15 protein-coding genes and 1 pseudogene are annotated in these 18,469 nt (G+C 65.7%); 8 read left to right on the forward strand and 8 right to left on the reverse strand.

Annotated elements, in window-relative coordinates; genetic code table 11:
• Both BSIN_RS05665 and BSIN_RS05670 read left to right on the forward strand, forming a co-directional pair.
• On the forward strand, positions 1-1,311 hold the full coding sequence (locus BSIN_RS05665; protein WP_059517243.1) for an AmpG family muropeptide MFS transporter: 1,311 nt from the start codon (positions 1-3) through the stop codon (positions 1,309-1,311).
• Entirely contained in the window at positions 1,301-2,350 is a 1,050-nt protein-coding gene (locus BSIN_RS05670; protein WP_089339773.1) for a M48 family metallopeptidase, read from the forward strand. The genes BSIN_RS05665 and BSIN_RS05670 overlap by 11 nt, the downstream gene beginning before the upstream one ends.
• Before the next feature lie 110 nt (positions 2,351-2,460).
• Here the strand turns inward: BSIN_RS05670 and BSIN_RS05675 are convergent, their stop codons facing one another.
• Entirely contained in the window at positions 2,461-3,408 is a 948-nt protein-coding gene (locus BSIN_RS05675; protein ID WP_089339774.1) for an AraC family transcriptional regulator, read from the reverse strand.
• Positions 3,409-3,879: 471 nt separating this feature from the next.
• On the opposite strand from BSIN_RS05675, the gene BSIN_RS05680 reads away from it, so the two are divergent.
• Positions 3,880-4,944 (forward strand): NAD(P)-dependent alcohol dehydrogenase, encoded by a 1,065-nt coding sequence (locus BSIN_RS05680; RefSeq protein ID WP_089339775.1) that lies wholly within the window; start codon positions 3,880-3,882, stop codon positions 4,942-4,944.
• A gap of 172 nt (positions 4,945-5,116) precedes the next feature.
• Here the strand turns inward: BSIN_RS05680 and BSIN_RS05685 are convergent, their stop codons facing one another.
• From BSIN_RS05685 to gatC, 5 genes and pseudogenes are all read right to left on the reverse strand, one after another.
• Entirely contained in the window at positions 5,117-5,887 is a 771-nt protein-coding gene (locus BSIN_RS05685) for an exodeoxyribonuclease III (RefSeq protein ID WP_089339776.1), read from the reverse strand.
• Between the two features lie 41 nt (positions 5,888-5,928).
• Positions 5,929-6,768 carry a polyphosphate kinase 2 family protein gene (locus BSIN_RS05690; protein ID WP_089339777.1) on the reverse strand — a complete coding sequence of 280 codons (840 nt, stop codon included), beginning with the start codon at positions 6,766-6,768 and terminating at the stop codon, positions 5,929-5,931.
• Between the two features lie 79 nt (positions 6,769-6,847).
• The gene (gatB, locus tag BSIN_RS05695) at positions 6,848-8,320 is read right to left on the reverse strand and encodes an Asp-tRNA(Asn)/Glu-tRNA(Gln) amidotransferase subunit GatB (RefSeq protein WP_089339778.1); all 1,473 of its coding nucleotides are present in this window, start codon (positions 8,318-8,320) and stop codon (positions 6,848-6,850) included.
• A 92-nt stretch (positions 8,321-8,412) separates the two neighbouring features.
• Positions 8,413-9,894, reverse strand: a pseudogene (gene gatA, locus BSIN_RS05700) (Asp-tRNA(Asn)/Glu-tRNA(Gln) amidotransferase subunit GatA); the annotation flags it as partial.
• Positions 9,895-9,937: 43 nt separating this feature from the next.
• Positions 9,938-10,237, reverse strand: a complete 300-nt coding sequence (gene gatC, locus BSIN_RS05705; protein WP_059517228.1) for an Asp-tRNA(Asn)/Glu-tRNA(Gln) amidotransferase subunit GatC — start codon at positions 10,235-10,237, stop codon at positions 9,938-9,940.
• Positions 10,238-10,593: 356 nt separating this feature from the next.
• Between gatC and BSIN_RS05710 the strand changes: the two genes are divergently transcribed.
• The 5 genes from BSIN_RS05710 (at position 10,594) to rodA (ending at position 17,051) form a co-directional block, all read left to right on the forward strand.
• On the forward strand, positions 10,594-11,637 hold the full coding sequence (locus BSIN_RS05710; protein WP_059517226.1) for a rod shape-determining protein: 1,044 nt from the start codon (positions 10,594-10,596) through the stop codon (positions 11,635-11,637).
• A gap of 117 nt (positions 11,638-11,754) precedes the next feature.
• The gene (gene mreC / locus BSIN_RS05715) at positions 11,755-12,897 is read left to right on the forward strand and encodes a rod shape-determining protein MreC (RefSeq protein WP_059517224.1); all 1,143 of its coding nucleotides are present in this window, start codon (positions 11,755-11,757) and stop codon (positions 12,895-12,897) included.
• Entirely contained in the window at positions 12,894-13,406 is a 513-nt protein-coding gene (mreD, locus tag BSIN_RS05720; protein WP_059517222.1) for a rod shape-determining protein MreD, read from the forward strand. Before mreC ends, mreD begins: the two co-directional genes overlap by 4 nt.
• Before the next feature lie 127 nt (positions 13,407-13,533).
• A complete protein-coding gene (gene mrdA / locus BSIN_RS05725; protein WP_089339780.1) occupies positions 13,534-15,891 on the forward strand; it encodes a penicillin-binding protein 2 in 2,358 nt (785 codons plus the stop codon).
• An 11-nt stretch (positions 15,892-15,902) separates the two neighbouring features.
• A complete protein-coding gene (gene rodA / locus BSIN_RS05730) occupies positions 15,903-17,051 on the forward strand; it encodes a rod shape-determining protein RodA (protein WP_089339781.1) in 1,149 nt (382 codons plus the stop codon).
• Between the two features lie 250 nt (positions 17,052-17,301).
• Here the strand turns inward: rodA and queD are convergent, their stop codons facing one another.
• Positions 17,302-17,754, reverse strand: a complete 453-nt coding sequence (gene queD, locus BSIN_RS05735; protein ID WP_059517216.1) for a 6-carboxytetrahydropterin synthase QueD — start codon at positions 17,752-17,754, stop codon at positions 17,302-17,304.
• Between the two features lie 19 nt (positions 17,755-17,773).
• The gene (gene queE, locus BSIN_RS05740) at positions 17,774-18,406 is read right to left on the reverse strand and encodes a 7-carboxy-7-deazaguanine synthase (protein ID WP_089339815.1); all 633 of its coding nucleotides are present in this window, start codon (positions 18,404-18,406) and stop codon (positions 17,774-17,776) included.
• Positions 18,407-18,469: the final 63 nt, after the last annotated feature.

The raw sequence follows: 18,469 nt of genomic DNA on the forward strand, positions 1-18,469 counted from the left end.
ATGACCAAGCCGCCGCACGACGCGCCCGCCCTCAACGCCCATGAGGACCACCCGGGCTGGCGCGCCTATCTGAACACACACATGCTGATTTGCGTCTTTCTCGGCTTCACGTCGGGATTGCCGCTTTTCACGCTCGTCTATCTCGTGCAGGCGTGGCTGCGCTCGGAAGGCGTGAACCTGAAGGAAATCGGCCTCTTCGCGCTCATTCAGTTCCCCTACACATGGAAATTCCTGTGGGCGCCGCTGATGGACCGCTTCATTCCGCGCCTGCCGGGCTGGCGCCCGGGGCGGCGGCGCGGCTGGATGCTGGTCACGCAATTGCTGGTCGCGCTCGCGATCGCGGCGCTCGGCTTCGTGTCGCCGCGCGATTCAATCTGGACGGTGGCCGCGCTGACGACGCTCGTCGCATTCTTCGGCGCGAGCGCCGACATCGTGATCGACGCCTATCGCCGCGAGTTGCTGCGCGACACCGAGCAGGGCCTCGGCAACGCGGTGCACGTGAACGCATACAAGATCGCCGCGCTGGTGCCGGGCTCGTTGTCGCTGATCCTGTCCGACCACCTGCCGTGGAATGTCGTGTTCGCGATCACCGGCGCATTCATGCTGCCCGGCATCCTGATGACGCTCGTCGTGCGCGAGCCCGAAGTCCGCGGCACGCCGCCGAAAAGTTTGACGGATGCGGTGATCCTGCCGTTTCGCGAATTCATCAGCCGGGACGGCTGGCGCGGCGCGCTCCTCGTGCTCGGATTCATCTTCCTCTACAAGCTCGGCGACACGATGGCAACCACGCTGTCGACTTCGTTCTTCCTCGACCTCGGCTTCAATAAGACGCAAATCGGCGTGATCGCGAAAACCACCGCGCTGTGGGCAAGCCTCGCGGGCGGCATTATCGGCGGCATCTGGCTCGTGAAGATCGGCATCGCGCGCGGGCTGTGGATCTTCGGCATCGTGCAGCTCGTCTCGACGCTCGGCTTCGCGTGGCTCGCAAAGGCGGGTCCGCAGCCTGCGCTGATGGCGCTCATTTATGGCTTCGAGACGTTCTCGACGGGCCTCACGCTCGCCGCGTTCACCGCCTACATCGCAAGCACCACCGATCCGCGCTATACGGCAACGCAGTTCGCGCTGTTCACGAGTCTCGCGTCGGTGCCGCGCACGCTGGCATCGGCATCGAGCGGCTTCATCGTGTCGCAGATCGGCTGGTTCGACTACTTTCTCGTTTGCACCGCGCTCGGCATTCCCGGCATGCTGCTGCTCTTCAAAATCGCACCGTGGGGCAACGCCACCCGCGACGAGGCCGCCCGTGCCGGCTAGGCGGCACGCCGCCCGGCTCGCGCTAACGGTCGCGGGCGGGGTCGCGTTCGGCGCAATCGGGCCGGCCGGCATTCGGCCATGCGCGGCCGAAACGGCCGTCATCGCCGACGGAGCCGTCCCGGCGGCGCCTTCGGCGCCCGGCGCGCAGCCGACGGCCAGCGCGCCTGCATCGGTCGCGACGGCTGCAGCAAACGGTGCGTGGCGATATGGCCACGCCGAGCCGCAAGTGCGCTACGGCAACGCGCTCACGTTTCGCAGCCTGATTCCGTCGCCGCTCCTCGAGCAACTGACCGATACCGAGTTCCGGCAAACCATTCAAGACGCCTCCCAGCGCAACCGGCTGCTGCCGCCGAACAATCCGCGCGTGAAGCGGTTGCGCATGATCGTCACGCGGCTCGCACCTTATGCGGTCAAATGGAACGAGCGCGTGAAGGGCTGGAACTGGGAAGTCGCGGTGCTGCGTTCAGACAAGATCCGGGCGTTCTGCCTGCCGGGCGGCAAGGTGCTCGTCGACAGCGCGCTGTTCGACAAGCTGCGCCTTGCCGACGACGAACTCGGCGTGCTGTTCGCGCACGAGATCGCGCACGCGCTGCGTGAGCATGCGCGCGCGAGCCTTGGCGAGCAGCAGGCCACGCCATTCGGTGCGACGCGGCTGCCGCAGTTGTTCGGGCTGTCCGAACCGGCGCCCGAACCGATCGGCTCCATCGAGCGATTCGCGTCGGTCCGCTACGATCCGACCGATGAAACCGAGGCCGACGTGATCGGCGGCGACATCGCCGCGCGTGCGGGCTTCGATCCACGCGCGGCGCTGCCGCTGTGGGACAAGCTCGCCGCCGCGACCCGCGGCGACCCGGACAACGGCTTCATCTATGCGCACCCCTACGATGCGCGGCGCCGGAACGATCTGCGCAAGCGGCTTGCCGATCTGATGCCGCTCTACAAGAAAGCGCTCGACAAGACGAGCGCGAAGCGTGCGGACGCCGCGAAAACCGGCGCGGCGGACAATACGAAGGCACGTGAGGCGGCAGCGGGGCGCTGAAGTCGGGTGCGCGGCCGTTCGTTGCGCGCATTCGTTGCGCGCATTCGTTGTGCGCGTTCGTTGTGGTTGGAATTCCCCGCTCGCTGCCGCCCGGCGTGCGCATGCGTGCGTCACCCCGCCGCGTCGAGTCCGGCAGCCGGCTGGATCGCCGGCAGTTGCATCCAGCGGATTTCGTCACTCGGGCTGCGCCCGAACAAACGCTTGAACTCGCGACTGAACTGCGACGCGCTCGCATAACCGACACGCGCCGCCGCCGCGCCCGCGCTCAATCCGTCCTGTACCATCATCAGCCGCGCGTGATGCAGCCGCGTCGTCTTCACGTACTGCATCGGCGATGTCGCCGTCACGCTTTTGAACTGCGCATGAAACGCGGCAACGCTCATGCCTGCCTCGCTCGCGAGCGTCCCGACGTCGAGATCGCTGCTCAGATCCGCGTGAATCCGCCTCAGCGCCTTGGCAACCCGCCCAAATTGATGCTGCTGTGCAAGCGCCGCGCGAATCGCGTCGCCTTGCGCGCCCGTCAGCACGCGATAGCCGATCTCACGCATGATCGACGGCCCCAACACGCGCGTATCGAGCGGCAACGCCAGCGCTTCGAGCAAACGCAGCACCGCGTCGGCGAGCGGCATGTCGAGCGGCGTCGAATAGATGCCGCGCGGCTCGCTCACCGCCGCGTCGTGCGTTTCGTTCAGCAAAATCGCAAGCTCGGCGATCATCGCGAGATCGAGGCGGATCGAGATCGCGAGAAACGGCTCGGCGCACGTGGCGTAGGTTTCGCATTCGAACGGCATCGGCACTGACAGCACCAAGTACTGCTGCGCGTCATAAGCGAAGGTCTCCTCACCCAGATAGCCGCGCTTGCGGCCCTGACACACGACGACGATGCTCGGCTCGTACAGCACCGGCACCCTGAGCACCGGCCGATTCGCGCGAATGAAGCGCACGCCTTCGACAGCGGCATGCGTCGAGCCTTCATTGGGAGCGAGGCGGCCGAGCAACTCGACCATGCGGCGCTGCACACGCGCCCCAGCGTCGCCTAAAAGGGGTTCGAAGCTCATTGAACCAGATGCGCACACAAGAGAATCAGGCTTGCAATCTAGCATCGGAACCGCGTCGGCGCGCTGCACGCGGCGCAATTCAAGAGAAATAGGCAAGCATTGCGGACCTTCAGGTATTCCGCCGGCTTGGGCGCGTGCTTACGATGTGCACCCATGCCGCCGCATCGCCGCATGCGTGCGCTGCGCCCGTCTTTTCGGCCGGCCGGACATGATCGGTTCAGCGTGCGCAGTATCGGATCAGCGCAGAAATTCAAGCGTTTGTTCCGGCCGGCATCGCTGCCGAAGCGCCGACTTCAGCCGATTGCTTCGCCGGAACCGAGATGGCGGCGACGGAGCGGTAAAGCGCCCGCTCCCCTTGATGGCCTTTACCCAGGGCAATGGCTTCGGCCGTCGCCCGGATCGACTGACTGTTTTACCTATGACCGGAACAGGGGCCAAACCTCCTGCGCCGGTCGACACTGAGGAGCTTCTATGAGCACAACTTACGCTTATGCGGCGTCGAGCGCCACCACGCCGCTCGCACCGTTCGAATTCCAGCGCCGCGCGCTGCGCGATCTTGACGTGCAGATCGACATCCTCTATTGCGGCGTCTGCCACTCCGATCTCCATCAAGCCCGCAACGAATGGAAAAACAGTATCTACCCGGTCGTGCCGGGGCATGAGATCGTCGGCCGCGTGACGGCCGTGGGCCCGCACGTCACGCGCTTCAAGGCGGGCGAGCTGGTCGGCGTGGGCTGTCTCGTCGATTCGTGCCGCACGTGCGCAAGCTGCGCCGAAGGGCTCGAACAATATTGCGAAAACGGCTTCGTCGGCACCTATAACGGTCAGGACCGCGTGACGGGCGACGTCACGTTCGGCGGCTATTCGACGCAAATCGTCGTCGACGAGGCGTTCGTGCTGCGCGTGCCCGACACGCTCGATCCAGCCAGCGCCGCGCCGTTGCTGTGCGCGGGAATCACGACGTACTCGCCTCTGCGCCAATGGGGCGCGGGGCCGGGCAGGAAAGTCGGCATCGTCGGGCTCGGCGGCCTCGGCCATATGGGCGTGAAGCTCGCGCGCGCGATGGGTGCGCACGTCGTGCTGTTCACGACGTCGCCGTCCAAGATCGACGACGGCAAGCGGCTCGGCGCGCACGAGGTGGTGATCTCGAAGGACGCCGCGCAGATGAACGCGCACCTGAACAGCTTCGATTTCATCCTGAACACGGTTGCCGCGCAGCACGACTTGAATCCGTTCCTGCACCTGCTCAAGCGTGACGGCACGATGACGCTCGTCGGCGCGCCGGAGCACGACCATCCGTCGCCGCAGGTGTTCAACCTGATCTTCAAGCGCCGCCGCCTGGCGGGCTCGCTGATCGGCGGCATCGCCGAGACGCAGGAAATGCTCGATTTCTGCGCGCAGCACGGCATCACGTCGGATATCGAAATCATTCCGATGCAACAGATCAATGCTGCCTATGAGCGGATGCTGACGAGCGACGTCAAGTATCGCTTCGTGATCGACATTGCGTCGCTGAAACCGAAGCTCGCCGCCTGACAGCAGCCGCGGCAGGCGGCCACGGCCGCGCACCGGATACGCCCTTGGCCGATTCGTCGGCCCAAGGGCGGGTTCGGATGGGAAGCGATCGGATCTGTCGAATCCGCCAAAACATTGGCGAACTACGCAGCCGCGCATCGCTCGGACAGCGCGCGCCAAGCGCGCGGTCCGCTCACTTGTAGTCGTAGTCGACCGTCAGCGGCGCATGGTCGCTGAACTTGATGTCGCGAAAGATCGACGTCCGTTTCGCGGTGCTCGCCACGCCCGGCGTCGCGATCTGATAATCGATCCGCCACCCGACGTTGTTTGCATACGCATTGCCGCGATTGCTCCACCACGTGTATTGCTCGGGCCGAGGATCGAGCGTGCGGAACACGTCGACGTAGCCCACATCGTCGAACAGCGCGGTCAGCCACGCGCGCTCTTCGGGCAGGCATCCGGAATTCTTCTGGTTACTCTTCCAGTTCTTGATGTCGATTTCCTTGTGGACGATGTTCACGTCGCCGCACAGGATCACTTCGCGCTTTTTCTTCAGCTCGGCCAGATGCGGCATGAATTCGTTCATGAAGCGGTATTTCGCCTGCTGACGCTCGTCGCCGCTCGAGCCGGACGGCACGTACACCGACACCACCGACAGCTTGCCGAACCGCGCCTCGACGTAGCGGCCCTCCGCGTCGAATTCGCTGCTGCCGTAACCGACGATCACGTCGTCGGGCTCGCGGCGCGAATAAAGCCCCGCGCCGCTGTAGCCTTTTTTCTGAGCGTGGTGAAAGTAGCTTTTGAAGCCATGCGGCTCGACGAATTCGGCGGGCAGATCGTCCGCCGACACCTTGATTTCCTGCACGCAGACGCAATCGGCGCTCTGCTCGCCGAGCCAATCGAAGAAACCTTTTTTCGCGGCCGATCGGATGCCGTTCAGATTCGCGGTAATGACACGCAGCATGATGATGGATTCCGTCCAGTAAATGCGTTTTCCGTTGCGGCTTATTGGATCTTGACGCCCGCGAGTTCCGGCTTCGCGGGCGGATAGTCGAGCTTCATGCCGGTCAGGGCGCGCAACAGCAACTCGGCGATCATCACGTTGCGATGCGTTTTCGAATCGGCCGGGATCACGTACCACGGCGCGTGCTCGGCGGACGTCGCGGCGAGCGCGTCGCGATACGCGGCCTGGTATGCATCCCAACGCTTGCGCGCCTCGAGATCGGACACGTCGAACTTCCAATGCTTGGTCGGATCGTCGATACGCGCTTGCAGCCGGCTGCGCTGCTCGTCCTTCGAGATGTGCAGGAAGCATTTGACGATCGTCGTGCCCGATTCGACCAGCATCTCCTCGAATTGGCGAATTTGCCGGTAGCGCCGCTCGCATTCGTCCCGGTCAATCGCGCCCAGCACGCGCGGCACGAGCACGTCCTCGTAATGGCTGCGGTTGAAGATCACCAGCTCGCCCGCCGCGGGCGCCTGCGCATGCACGCGCCAAAGAAAATCGTGCGCAAGCTCGACGGGCGTCGGTGCCTTGAACGACACGACGCGCAAGCCGAGCGGATCGACTTCGCGAAACACCGCGCGCACGGTGCCGTCCTTGCCGCTCGTATCCATACCTTGCAGCACCAGCAGCATGCGCTTGCGGTTTTGCGTATGCAGACGCTCCTGCTGCGCGTCAATCTCGAGCGACACCGTCGACAGCCGCTCGCGATCAGCCTCCTTCGAGCCCGCCGAGAACGGCTTGACGGCCGGATCGAACACATCGAGCGCGAATGCGGCGGCCTCCTTTTCGCGCGTGTGGTACGGCACGCGGTAATCGTCGAGCGACGGTTGCTTGGCCATCGGCACCTCCTGAAATCGATGCGGGAATCGGCAAATCGCAGGCGCGCGGTGCCGGGCGCGCCGGCACCGCCGCGCCTGCTCAGCCGAGTTTCTTCTTCAGCAGCTCGTTGACCTGCTGCGGGTTCGCCTTGCCCTTCGTCGCCTTCATGGCCTGGCCGATGAGCGCGTTGAACGCCTTCTCCTTGCCCGCGCGGTACTCGTCGACCGATTTCGCGTTCGCGGCAAGCACCTCGTCGATGATCGCTTCGAGCGCGCCGGTGTCGGAGATCTGCTTCAGGCCCTTTGCGTCGATGATGCGGTCGGCCGCGGCTTCGTCGGTTGCCTTCTCGTCCCAGATCGTCACGAAGATTTCCTTCGCGATCTTGTTCGAGATCGTGCCGTCGGCGATCCGCTGCAACAGCAGCGCGAGTTGCGCGGCCGACACCCGGCTCGCGTCGATGTCGATGCCGTCGCGGTTGAGCTGCGACGATACGTCGCCCATCAGCCAGTTCGCGGCCGTCTTCGCCTGCGCGGCGCCGGCCTTCGCGACCACGGCCTCGAAGTAGACAGCCATTGCCTTGCTCGACGTCAGCACGCTCGCGTCATACGACGTCAGGCCGTACTGATCGACGAAGCGCTGCTGCATCGCGGCGGGCAATTCGGGCATCTCACCTTTCACGCGCTCGATCCAGTCCGCGCCGATCACGAGCGGCATCAGGTCCGGATCGGGGAAATAGCGGTAATCGTGCGCGTCTTCCTTGCTGCGCATCGAGCGCGTCTCGCGTTTGTCCGGGTCGTACAGGCGCGTTTCCTGCACGACCTCGCCGCCGTCCTCGATCAGCTCGATCTGTCGGCGCACTTCGTAGTTGATCGCCTCTTCGAGGAAGCGGAACGAATTCAGATTCTTGATTTCGGCACGCGTGCCGAACTTTTCCTGGCCGAGCGGCCGCACCGATACGTTCGCGTCGCAGCGAAACGAGCCTTCCTGCATGTTGCCGTCGCAGATGCCGAGCCATACGACGAGCGCATGCAGCGCCTTCGCATACGCGACCGCCTCGGCCGCGCTGCGCATCTCGGGCTCGGTGACGATCTCGAGCAGCGGCGTGCCCGCGCGGTTCAGATCGATGCCCGTCATTCCCGCGAAATCCTCGTGCAACGACTTGCCGGCGTCCTCCTCGAGGTGCGCGCGCGTCAGATTGATCGTCTTCGCATACGCCTGCTGGCCGGCCTTTTCATTCGCGCTCACCTGAATCGTGATCTGCCCGCCCTGGACGACGGGAATCTCGTACTGGCTGATTTGATAGCCCTTCGGCAGATCGGGGTAGAAATAATTCTTGCGCGCGAAGATGCTGCGCGGCGCGATCGTCGCACCGATCGCCAGACCGAAGCGGATCGCCCGCTCCACCGCGCCGCGGTTCGCGACAGGCAGCACGCCCGGCAGCGCGAGATCGACTGCGCACGCCTGCGTGTTGGGCGCCGCGCCGAACTGCGTCGGCGCGCCGGAGAAAATCTTCGAGACGGTCGACAGTTGCGCGTGCGTCTCCAAACCGATAACGACTTCCCATTGCGTCATGCTCATGCCTCCCGCCGAGCTGCCTCAACGGAGGCATCCGCCCCCCCGGGGGGCAACGAATCTGATGAGCGTGAAGGCTCGCCGTCCTTCCACGCCGGAATTTGCCGGTGCCAATCGGTCGCGCGCTGAAACGCGTCGGCGACCTGCAACATCCGGGCCTCGTCGAAATAGTTGCCGATGATCTGCAGGCCAACCGGACGCTGCGCGTTCGCCCCCGCGCCGAAGCCGCACGGCACGCTCATGCCGGGCAGGCCGGCGAGGCTCACGGACAGCGTGTAGATATCCGCGAGATACATCTGGACGGGATCGTCGCCCTTCGCGCCAAGATCCCACGCGACCGTCGGCGACGCCGGGCCCATGATCACGTCGCACTGCTTGAACGCTTCCTGGAAATCCTGCGCGATGATGCGGCGGATCTTCTGCGCCTGCAGGTAATACGCGTCGTAGTAGCCGTGCGACAGTACATACGTGCCGACCAGAATCCGGCGCTTGACCTCGGGGCCGAAACCCTGCGCACGCGACTTCTTGTACATGTCGAGCAGATCGCGATATTCGGCCGCGCGATGGCCATAGCGCACGCCGTCGAAACGCGACAGGTTCGACGACGCCTCAGCGGGAGCGATCACGTAATAAACCGGAATCGACAGTTCGGTCTTCGGCAGCGACACCGGCACGAGCGTCGCACCCAGCGTTTCGTAGACTTTGAGCGCCGCGTCGATCGCCGCGCGCACGTCGTCGGCGAGGCCCGCGCCGAAGTATTCGTCCGGCAGACCGATGCGCAGGCCCGCGAGCGGCTTGCCCGCGCCCGCCTGTGGGGCCCAGGGCTGGCCGAGATGGCGGGCGAAGTCCTCGTCGGCGCGCGCGAGGCTGGTCGAATCGCGCTCGTCGAAGCCCGCCATCGCGTTGAGCAGCAGCGCGCAATCGGCGGCGCTGGCCGCCATCGGGCCGCCCTGATCGAGCGACGATGCGAACGCGATCATCCCGTAACGCGACACGCGGCCGTAAGTCGGCTTGATCCCGGTCACGCCGGCGAACGACGCCGGCTGGCGGATCGAGCCGCCCGTATCGGTGCCCGTCGCGGCGGGCGCGAGGCGCGCGGCGACCGCGGCCGAGCTGCCGCCCGAGCTGCCGCCCGGCACGGCGTTCGGATCCCACGGATTCTTCACCGGGCCGAACGCCGAATTCTCGTTCGACGAGCCCATCGCGAATTCGTCCATGTTGGTCTTGCCGAGCGTGACCATGCCGGCCGCCGCCAAACGCTCGACCACCGTCGCGTCGAACGGGCTCGTATAGTTCGCGAGCATCTTCGAGCCGGCGCTGGAGCGCCAGCCGCGCGTGACGAACACGTCCTTGTGCGCGACGGGCAGGCCCGTCAGCGGGCCCGCGTCGCCGCTGGCAAGCCGCGCATCGGCGGCTCGCGCCTGCGCGAGCGTGAGTTCGGGGTCGACGTGGATGAAGGCGTTCAGATCGCGCGCGGCGTCGATCCGCGTCAAATAGTGCTGCGCGAGTTCGACGGCCGAATATTGCTTGGCGTCGAGCGCGGCGCGCAGTTCAGTCAGGCTTTTTGCGTGCATTGCGTGAATTTCATGGATTGACGATGGGGCCCGCATCGGGCGCTTACTCGATCACCTTCGGCACGAGGTACAGCCCGTCCTGGACGGCGGGCGCCGGGCGCTGATTGTCGTCGCGGTTCACCGCTTCCGTGACGACGTCGTCGCGCAGCCGCAGCGCGACTTCCTGGATCTGCTCGATCGGGTGCGCGAGCGGCGCGACGCCCGTCGTGTCGACTGCCTGCATCTGCTCCACGAGGCCGAAAAACTCGTTGAGCTGGCCGAGCGTGTGCTCGGCGTCGGCATCGGTCATTTCGAGCCGCGCGAGGTGCGCGATGCGTTTCACATCGGTCAGGGTCAAGGCCATGCGATCACCGGAAAAACAAGAGCTTGGCGCAGCGGGCGGAGCGCGCCGCGCCAGGGGGTTGGAGGGCTGGATCGAGCCCTCGAAAATCGGGGGCGAAGCGGCGAAAATACCGCCCGTTTCGGTTCAAATACTGCGAAATTATAAGGTATCATTACGCGTTCGACCCAGACCAGGACTGCCTTTGCCGCGCCGCAGCCACGCCGCGCGGGCGCCGCGTGCCGGTCCGGAGGATTTCACTCGCAGCTTCGCGCTTCCGAGCGGCCTCGTCCGCCCGATCCGAGGCTGTTATTTTTTCCGCTGCCGCCCTTCGCGCCACGTCCGCACGGGGCCGGCCTCAGAGCGAGACAGGATTCTGAATGTTCGGTTTTTTGCGCAGCTATTTCTCCAACGATCTCGCGATCGATCTCGGCACCGCAAACACCCTGATCTACATGCGCGGCAAGGGCATCGTGCTCGATGAGCCGTCCGTCGTGTCGATCCGCCAGGAAGGCGGCCCGAACGGCAAGAAAACGATCCAGGCGGTCGGCAAGGAAGCAAAGCAGATGCTCGGCAAGGTGCCCGGCAACATCGAGGCGATCCGTCCGATGAAAGACGGCGTGATCGCCGATTTCACCGTCACCGAGCAGATGATCAAGCAGTTCATCAAGCAGGCGCACGAATCGCGGATGTTCTCGCCGTCGCCGCGCATCATCATCTGCGTGCCGTGCGGCTCGACCCAGGTCGAGCGCCGCGCGATCAAGGAAGCCGCGCACGGCGCGGGCGCCTCGCAGGTCTACCTGATCGAGGAACCGATGGCGGCCGCCATCGGCGCCGGGCTGCCGGTGTCGGAAGCAACCGGCTCGATGGTCGTCGATATCGGCGGCGGCACGACGGAAGTCGGCGTGATCTCGCTCGGCGGCATCGTCTACAAGGGCTCGGTGCGCGTCGGCGGCGACAAGTTCGACGAAGCGATCGTCAACTACATCCGCCGCAATTACGGGATGCTGATCGGCGAGCAAACCGCCGAGGCGATCAAGAAGGAAATCGGCTCCGCATTCCCCGGCTCCGAAGTCAAGGAAATGGAAGTGAAGGGCCGCAATCTGTCCGAGGGCATTCCGCGCAGCTTCACGATCTCCAGCAACGAAATCCTCGAAGCGCTCACCGATCCGCTGAACCAGATCGTGTCGTCGGTGAAGATCGCGCTCGAGCAAACGCCGCCCGAACTCGGCGCGGACATCGCCGAGCGCGGAATGATGCTGACGGGCGGCGGCGCGCTGCTGCGCGACCTCGACCGCCTGCTCGCCGAGGAAACCGGTCTGCCCGTGCTCGTCGCCGAAGATCCGCTCACCTGCGTCGTGCGCGGCTCCGGCATGGCGCTCGAGCGGATGGACAAGCTCGGCAGCATCTTCTCCTACGAATAACCGTCCCATCGGCCAGCGATGTCACACGCGCGGCGCCCACGGCAAGGCTATCGCCGAACCGTCGCGCGTTTCGCGCGTCTGAGCAACATCTAACCGATCGCGCGTCCGGCGCCGACCATGGAATACAGTCCGCCGCCCCTCTTCAAGCAAGGTCCGTCCGCCCTGGTGCGGCTGATCTTCTTCGTCGTGCTCGCGATCACGCTCCTCGTATCGGATGCACGCTTCAAAACGCTCGAGATCGTCCGCGGCGTGCTCGGCACCGCTCTCTACCCACTGCAGCGCGCGGCACTGGTGCCGCGCGATCTGCTGATGGGCGCCGCCGAATTCGCGGTGACGGGCACCGCGCTGCGCAGCGAGAATCAGCAGCTGCATGCGCGCAACCTGCAGCTCTCGCTGCAGGCGAACCGGGCCAATCAGCTCGCCGCCGACAATGCGCATCTGCGCGCGGTGCTCGGGCTGCGCGAGCAGATCGCCGCGCAGGCGACGCCGGTCGAGATTCAGTACGACACGGGCGACCCATTCTCGCAAAAGATCATCATCGGCCACGGCTCGCAAACCGGCGTGCAGAACGGCGCGCCCGTCGTCAACGAGGACGGCGTGGTCGGCCAGGTCACGCGCGTATTCCCGCTGCAGGCCGAAGTCACGCTGATCACCGACCGCGATCTCGCGATTCCCGTCCAGGTGCTGCGCACCGGGCTGCGCAGCGTGATCTACGGCACGCCGAAGGGCGATTCGCTCGATCTGCGCTTCGTGCCGACGAGCGCCGACCTGCTGGCGGGCGACGAACTCGTGACGAGCGGGCTAGACGGCGTCTACCCGCCGGGGCTGCCCGTCGCGAAGGTGGTGCGCGTCGATAAGCTCGCCGATACCGCGTTCGCGCACGTCGTCTGCGAACCGATCGCCGCGGTGCGCGGCGCGCGCACCATGCTGGTGCTGCACTATCGCAACGACATCCCGCCGCGGCCCGCCCCCGACGATGCCGCAAGCGACGCGAAGCCCGCCAAGGGCAAAAAGCCCGCGAAGAGCGCCGACAAGCAGAAAACCGCCGCACCGGACGCGAACAAGAGCGCGGCGGCTGACGCCAAACCGGCCGCGCAAGCAGAATCCGGCGCGCCCGCCGGCAAGCCTGCCGATGCGGCGCTTGCCAAGCAGCCGGCGGCGCCCGCCAAGCCAGCCGCGCCGCACCGCGCCGCCGGCCCGGCCAAACCCGCCGCGCCGCCCAAGCCCGCGGCCGCGCCACCGCAAGGAGCGCAGCGATGAGCCGTCCGCAATACATCCTGCAGCCGGTCAACCCGTATTTCATCGTCTTCAGCCTCGCGGCCGCGTTCCTGCTGAATCTGATGCCGTGGGGCCGCATCCCCGGCATCCCCGATTTCGTCGCGCTCGTGGTGCTGTTCTGGAACGTCCACCAGCCGCGCAAGGTCGGCATGGGTGTCGCGTTCCTGCTCGGCATCCTGATGGACGTCCACGACGCGGGCCTGCTCGGCGAGCATGCGCTCGCCTACACGCTGCTCGCATACGGTGCGATCACGATCCACCGCCGCGTGCTGTGGCTGCCGCTCGGCGTGCAGATCTTCTATGTCGCGCCGCTGCTCGTGATCGCGCAGCTCGTGCCGTTCGTGATCCGCTTGCTGATGGGCGCCGCGTTTCCCGGCTGGAGCTATCTCGTCGACGGGTTCGTCGAGGCGGCGCTGTGGCCCGTCGCCAGTCATCTGCTATTGATGCCGCAACGCCGCCCGGTCGATCCGGACGACACGCGGCCGATCTGACGCACGGCACCCGCCAGGATGAACGCGTCGACCGTCCGCCGCCTGCCTGCCGCCCCAGCCGCTTGCCCGCCGACGTGGGAAGCGCGGGCGGGCGCGCTGCTGCGCGCCCCCCTTCATCCGTAAGCGCATGACCGAATTCAAGGACACACAGCAGCAGCTCTCGACATTCCGCCTGCGGGTCGCGGCGGCGGGCGTGTTCGTGTTCGTCTGCTTTGGCCTGCTCGCCGCGCGATTCTTTTATCTGCAAGTCTGGCAGCACGGCAAATACGCGCTGCAGGCCGAGGAAAACCGGATTTCGGTCGCGCCGATCGTCCCGAACCGCGGCATCATCACGGACCGCAACGGCGTCGTGCTCGCGAAGAACTACTCCGCGTATACGCTCGAGATCACGCCGTCCAAGCTGAACGACACGCTCGAAAACACGATCGACGCGCTGTCCGAAGTCGTGCCGATCGACGCGCGCGACCGCCGCCGCTTCAAGAAGCTGCAGGAGGATTCGAAGAATTTCGAAAGCCTGCCGATCCGCACCCGGCTGACCGACGACGAGGTCGCGCGCTTTACCGCGCAGCGCTGGCGTTTTCCGGGCGTCGACGTGCGCGCGCGGCTGTTCCGCCAATATCCGCTCGGGCCGACGGCCGCGCACGTGATCGGCTATATCGGCCGGATCTCGAAGCGCGACCAGGACCGGATCGACGCGATGAGCGACGACAACGACAGCGAATCGGAAAACTACGACCCCCGCCGCGACGCGAACAACTACAAGGGCACCGACTACATCGGCAAAACGGGCGTCGAGCAAAGCTACGAAACGGATCTGCACGGGATCACCGGCTTCGAGGAAGTCGAGGTGACGGCGGGCGGGCGGCCCGTGCGCACGCTGTCGCGCACGCAGGCCACGCCCGGCAACAACCTCGTGCTGTCAGTCGACATCGGGTTGCAGCAGGTGGCCGAGCAGGCATTCGCGGGCAAGCGCGGCGCGCTCGTCGCGATCGAGCCGAAAACGGGCGACGTGCTGGCGTTCGTGTCGTCGCCGAGCTTCGATCCGAACGCGTTCGTCGACGGCATCGACCAGCAAACCTGGGACGAGCTGAACAACTCGCCCGACAAGCCGCTGCTGAACCGGCCGCTGCACGGCACCTATCCGCCCGGCTCGACGTATAAGCCATTCATGGCGCTCGCGGGCCTCACGCTCGGCAAGCGCACGCCCGGCTGGGGCTTCCACGACCCCGGCTATTTCACGTTCGGCGGCCATACGTTCCGCAACGACGTGCGCTCGGGCCAGGGTTGGGTCGACATGAATCGCGCGATCATGGTGTCGAACGACACGTATTTCTACATGCTCGCGCGCGACCTCGGCGTCACCGCGATCGCCAATTTCATGAAGCCGTTCGGCTTCGGCCAGCTCACCGGCATCGACATTCAGGGCGAGGCGCGCGGCATCCTGCCGTCGCCCGAGTGGAAGAAGAAGACCTTCAAGAAAGCGGCGCAGCAGAAATGGTTCGACGGCGAGACGATCAGCCTCGGGATCGGGCAAGGCTACAACTCGTTCACCATCCTGCAGCTTGCGCACGCGACGGCGACGATCGCCAACGACGGCGTGATCATGAAGCCGCACCTCGTGAAGGAAATCGAGAATCCGATCTCGCGGGAGCGGCATCTGACCGTACCGAAGGAGAGCGGCACGATCCCGCTCAAGCAGGCCGACCTCGACGTCGTGAAGCGCGGGATGGAAAACGTGATCGAAAATCCGTCCGGCACCGCGTACAAAGTGTTCCGCGGCGCGCCCTACCTCGCGGCCGGCAAGACCGGCACCGCGCAGGTGTTCTCGCTGCAAGGCGGCAACTACAAAGGCCATCTGCTCGCCGAACATCTTCGCGATCACGCGCTCTTCATCGCCTATGCGCCCGTCGATCATCCGCAGATCGCGCTCGCGCTGATCGTCGAGAACGGCGGCTGGGGCGCGCAGTCGGCAGGCCCGATCGCGCGACGCGTGCTCGATTTCTATCTGGTCGAGCGCAAAAATCCGGCAACGGAGGCGGCGGCGGTCGCGGCCGCCGCCTCGGCAACCGAGCCGGTCAACGCGCCCGTGATCGGCGATGCGACCAAAGCGGTCGCGATCGCGACCGGGTTCAAGGCGCTGCCGCTGCCGACCCAGCCCGCGGCCGCGAGCAGCGCGTCCGGCGCGAACGCATCCGACGACGCGGCAAGCGAAGCGAGCGCCGCATCGAACGCGAAAGCCGCCGCCCAGGCGGACGCACGCGCGCCTGGCGGCGCGGCCGCCGGATCGCAGGACGGCACGCCGGCGGCACGCCCGGCATCGGCTGCGCCCTCCGAGGCCGGCGCAGCCGCTGCGCGCCGCCATGCGCCGCCTCGCAAACCCCGCCGCTCGCCCGCGAGCGACGCGTCGCCGCCCGCGGCCGTGCCGCGTGACGACAACCGCGGCGCGCCCGCCGCCAAGCCGGCGCAGGGCGGCATCGACGAATAACGGAGGCACGCATGCAATTCGACAAGCGCGCTTGGCTCGACAAGATCAAGCAGATGTTCGCGGGCTTCGACCGGCCGCTCGCGCTCATCGTATTCCTGCTGCTGTGTGTTGGCATCGTCACGCTGTACAGCGCAAGCATCGACATGCCCGGCCGCGTCGAGGACCAGTTGCGCAACATCATGCTGACGTTCGCGCTGATGTGGGGCATCGCCAACATCCCGCCACAGACGCTGATGCGCTTCGCGGTGCCGCTCTATACATTCGGCGTCGCGCTACTCGTCGCGGTCGCGCTATTCGGGATGACGAAGAAAGGCGCCAAGCGCTGGCTGAACGTCGGCGTCGTGATCCAGCCGTCCGAGATCCTCAAGATCGCGACGCCGCTGATGCTCGCGTGGTACTACCAGCGGCGCGAAAGCAGCCTGCGCTGGTACGACTTCGCCGTCGCGTTCGTGATCCTGCTCGTGCCTGTCGGGCTGATCGCGAAACAGCCGGACCTCGGCACGGCCGTGCTCGTGTTCGCGGCGGGGCTCTTCGTGATCTATCTCGCGGGGCTGTCGTTCAAGCTGATCGTGCCGGTGCTCGTCGCCGGGGTGGTCGCGATCGGCTCGATCGCCGTGTTCGAGGAACGCATCTGCCAGCCCGAGGTGGTCTGGCCGCTGATGCACGACTATCAGAAACACCGCGTCTGCACGCTGCTCGATCCGACTTCCGACCCGCTCGGCAAGGGCTTCCACACGATCCAGGCGGTGATCGCGATCGGCTCGGGCGGCCCGCTCGGCAAAGGCTATCTGAAAGGCACTCAAGCGCACCTGGAGTTCATTCCGGAAAAGCACACCGACTTCATCTTCGCGGTATTTTCCGAGGAATTCGGGCTCGCGGGCGGACTCGTGCTGCTCACGCTCTACATGGCGCTGATCTCGCGCGGTCTCTATATCGCCGCGCAAGGCTCGACGGTGTTCGGACGCCTGCTCGCCGGCTCGCTCACGCTCGCCTTCTTCGTCTATGCGTTCGTCAATATCGGGATGGTAAGCGGGGTCTTGCCCGTCGTCGGCGTGCCATTGCCGTTCATGAGCTACGGCGGCACCGCGTTGACGACGCTGGGCATCGCCGTCGGGCTCATCATGAGCGTCGGACGGCAGAGGCGGCTGATGAAAAGCTGAAGCGCGGCGATACGCGCGCACGTTGAACGCGCGCTCCACATCCATCTACACATCGATCCGCGCGTCGCTCCACGTTTCGGCGGGCGCAATCCAGCCCGATTCGCTTGCGCATTCGGCGCGGCGCACACCTAATGCGCCCGTCCACGCCGGCCTTCACATGCGCCGGCGCGCGCTCGCCGGCAACATCGGCTGCGGAATGGCCGGCTGCCAAGTCCGCGCATGCCGCCGGCGCAGTACGTGCCGACATCCCTCAACCGCGCGATTCGCGGTCGACTTCGGCCCAGCAATTCGGCGTCTCGTAAAGCCGCACGCGCTCGAGCCGCAAATTGACGCCGTAATGCGAATCGTAGACGTTCGCGAGTATGTCGAACGCCACCGCCGCAAGATTCTCGACGGTCGGAATCCGGTCGAGCACGACCGTCTTGTGATCCGCCATCTTCTCGAGAAACGAGCGCACGACCTCGTCACGCGCATAGACGAGAAACGCGTGGTCCCACTGGTTGACGAGGTGCTCCATCGCCAGCGCCTTCACATCGGCGAAATCCATCACCATGCCGCGATCGGGCGCGCCCTCGGTTTCGACAAGATCGCCGCGCAGCGTGATTTCGAGCACGTAACGATGCCCGTGCAGGTTCCTGCATTGGCTGCGGTGGTCGGGGATGCGGTGGCCCGCGTCGAATTCGAGTTTTCGGGTAATCAGCACGATGAATGAAGCGTCAGGCTCAAGGAATGTTCAGGTATTTATGCGTCTGCATCGACAGCCGCCATTGCGGATGGCGCTTGCACCAGTCGATCGCGAGCTTCGTGTTGAAATCGCGCGCGGGACCATCCATCGGCTGCACAAGGAAATGCTCGAAATCGAGCTGTGCGTAATCGGCCAGGCGCTGGTTGTCCTGCGGCACCACGACCTTCAGCTCGTTGCCTTTCGTGACGACGAGCGGCGCGCCGGCCTTCGGACTCACGCAGACCCAATCGATCGAATCGAGCACGGGCAGCGAGCCGTTCGTCTCGATCGCGATTTCGAAGCCAGCCGCATGCAGCGCGTCGACGAGCGGCTGATCGAGCTGCAGCATCGGCTCGCCGCCCGTGCACACGACAAAGCGATGCGCGCCGTCCGTCGGCCATAGCGACGCGACCTTTGCCGCCAAGGTCTCGGCATCGCCGAATTTGCCGCCGTTTTCACCGTCGGTGCCGACGAAATCGGTATCGCAAAAGCGGCACACGGCGCTCGCGCGGTCCGCCTCGCGCCCCGACCACAAATTGCAGCCGGCGAACCGGCAGAACACGGCCGGCCGCCCGGCGTTCGCGCCCTCGCCCTGCAACGTGTAGAAAATTTCCTTGACCGTGTACGTCATGCTCTCGCCCGGCTCGCGCCGCTCGCGTTCGTTACTTGTTGAAACCCGGCCGATACCGCCAGC

Source organism: Burkholderia singularis, assembly GCF_900176645.1.
Taxonomy (GTDB): domain Bacteria; phylum Pseudomonadota; class Gammaproteobacteria; order Burkholderiales; family Burkholderiaceae; genus Burkholderia; species Burkholderia singularis.

What these genes read in the sequence shown, in the direction of transcription:
- BSIN_RS05665 (WP_059517243.1), top strand. Translation starts at nt 1, where the DNA reads ATGACCAAGCCGCCGCACGACGCGCCCGCCCTCAACGCCCATGAGGAC.
- BSIN_RS05675 (WP_089339774.1), bottom strand. Translation starts at nt 3,408, where the DNA reads ATGAGCTTCGAACCCCTTTTAGGCGACGCTGGGGCGCGTGTGCAGCGC.
- BSIN_RS05680 (WP_089339775.1), top strand. Translation starts at nt 3,880, where the DNA reads ATGAGCACAACTTACGCTTATGCGGCGTCGAGCGCCACCACGCCGCTC.
- BSIN_RS05685 (WP_089339776.1), bottom strand. Translation starts at nt 5,887, where the DNA reads ATGCTGCGTGTCATTACCGCGAATCTGAACGGCATCCGATCGGCCGCG.
- BSIN_RS05690 (WP_089339777.1), bottom strand. Translation starts at nt 6,768, where the DNA reads ATGGCCAAGCAACCGTCGCTCGACGATTACCGCGTGCCGTACCACACG.
- gatB (WP_089339778.1), bottom strand. Translation starts at nt 8,320, where the DNA reads ATGACGCAATGGGAAGTCGTTATCGGTTTGGAGACGCACGCGCAACTG.
- gatC (WP_059517228.1), bottom strand. Translation starts at nt 10,237, where the DNA reads ATGGCCTTGACCCTGACCGATGTGAAACGCATCGCGCACCTCGCGCGG.
- BSIN_RS05710 (WP_059517226.1), top strand. Translation starts at nt 10,594, where the DNA reads ATGTTCGGTTTTTTGCGCAGCTATTTCTCCAACGATCTCGCGATCGAT.
- mreC (WP_059517224.1), top strand. Translation starts at nt 11,755, where the DNA reads ATGGAATACAGTCCGCCGCCCCTCTTCAAGCAAGGTCCGTCCGCCCTG.
- mreD (WP_059517222.1), top strand. Translation starts at nt 12,894, where the DNA reads ATGAGCCGTCCGCAATACATCCTGCAGCCGGTCAACCCGTATTTCATC.
- mrdA (WP_089339780.1), top strand. Translation starts at nt 13,534, where the DNA reads ATGACCGAATTCAAGGACACACAGCAGCAGCTCTCGACATTCCGCCTG.
- rodA (WP_089339781.1), top strand. Translation starts at nt 15,903, where the DNA reads ATGCAATTCGACAAGCGCGCTTGGCTCGACAAGATCAAGCAGATGTTC.
- queE (WP_089339815.1), bottom strand. Translation starts at nt 18,406, where the DNA reads ATGACGTACACGGTCAAGGAAATTTTCTACACGTTGCAGGGCGAGGGC.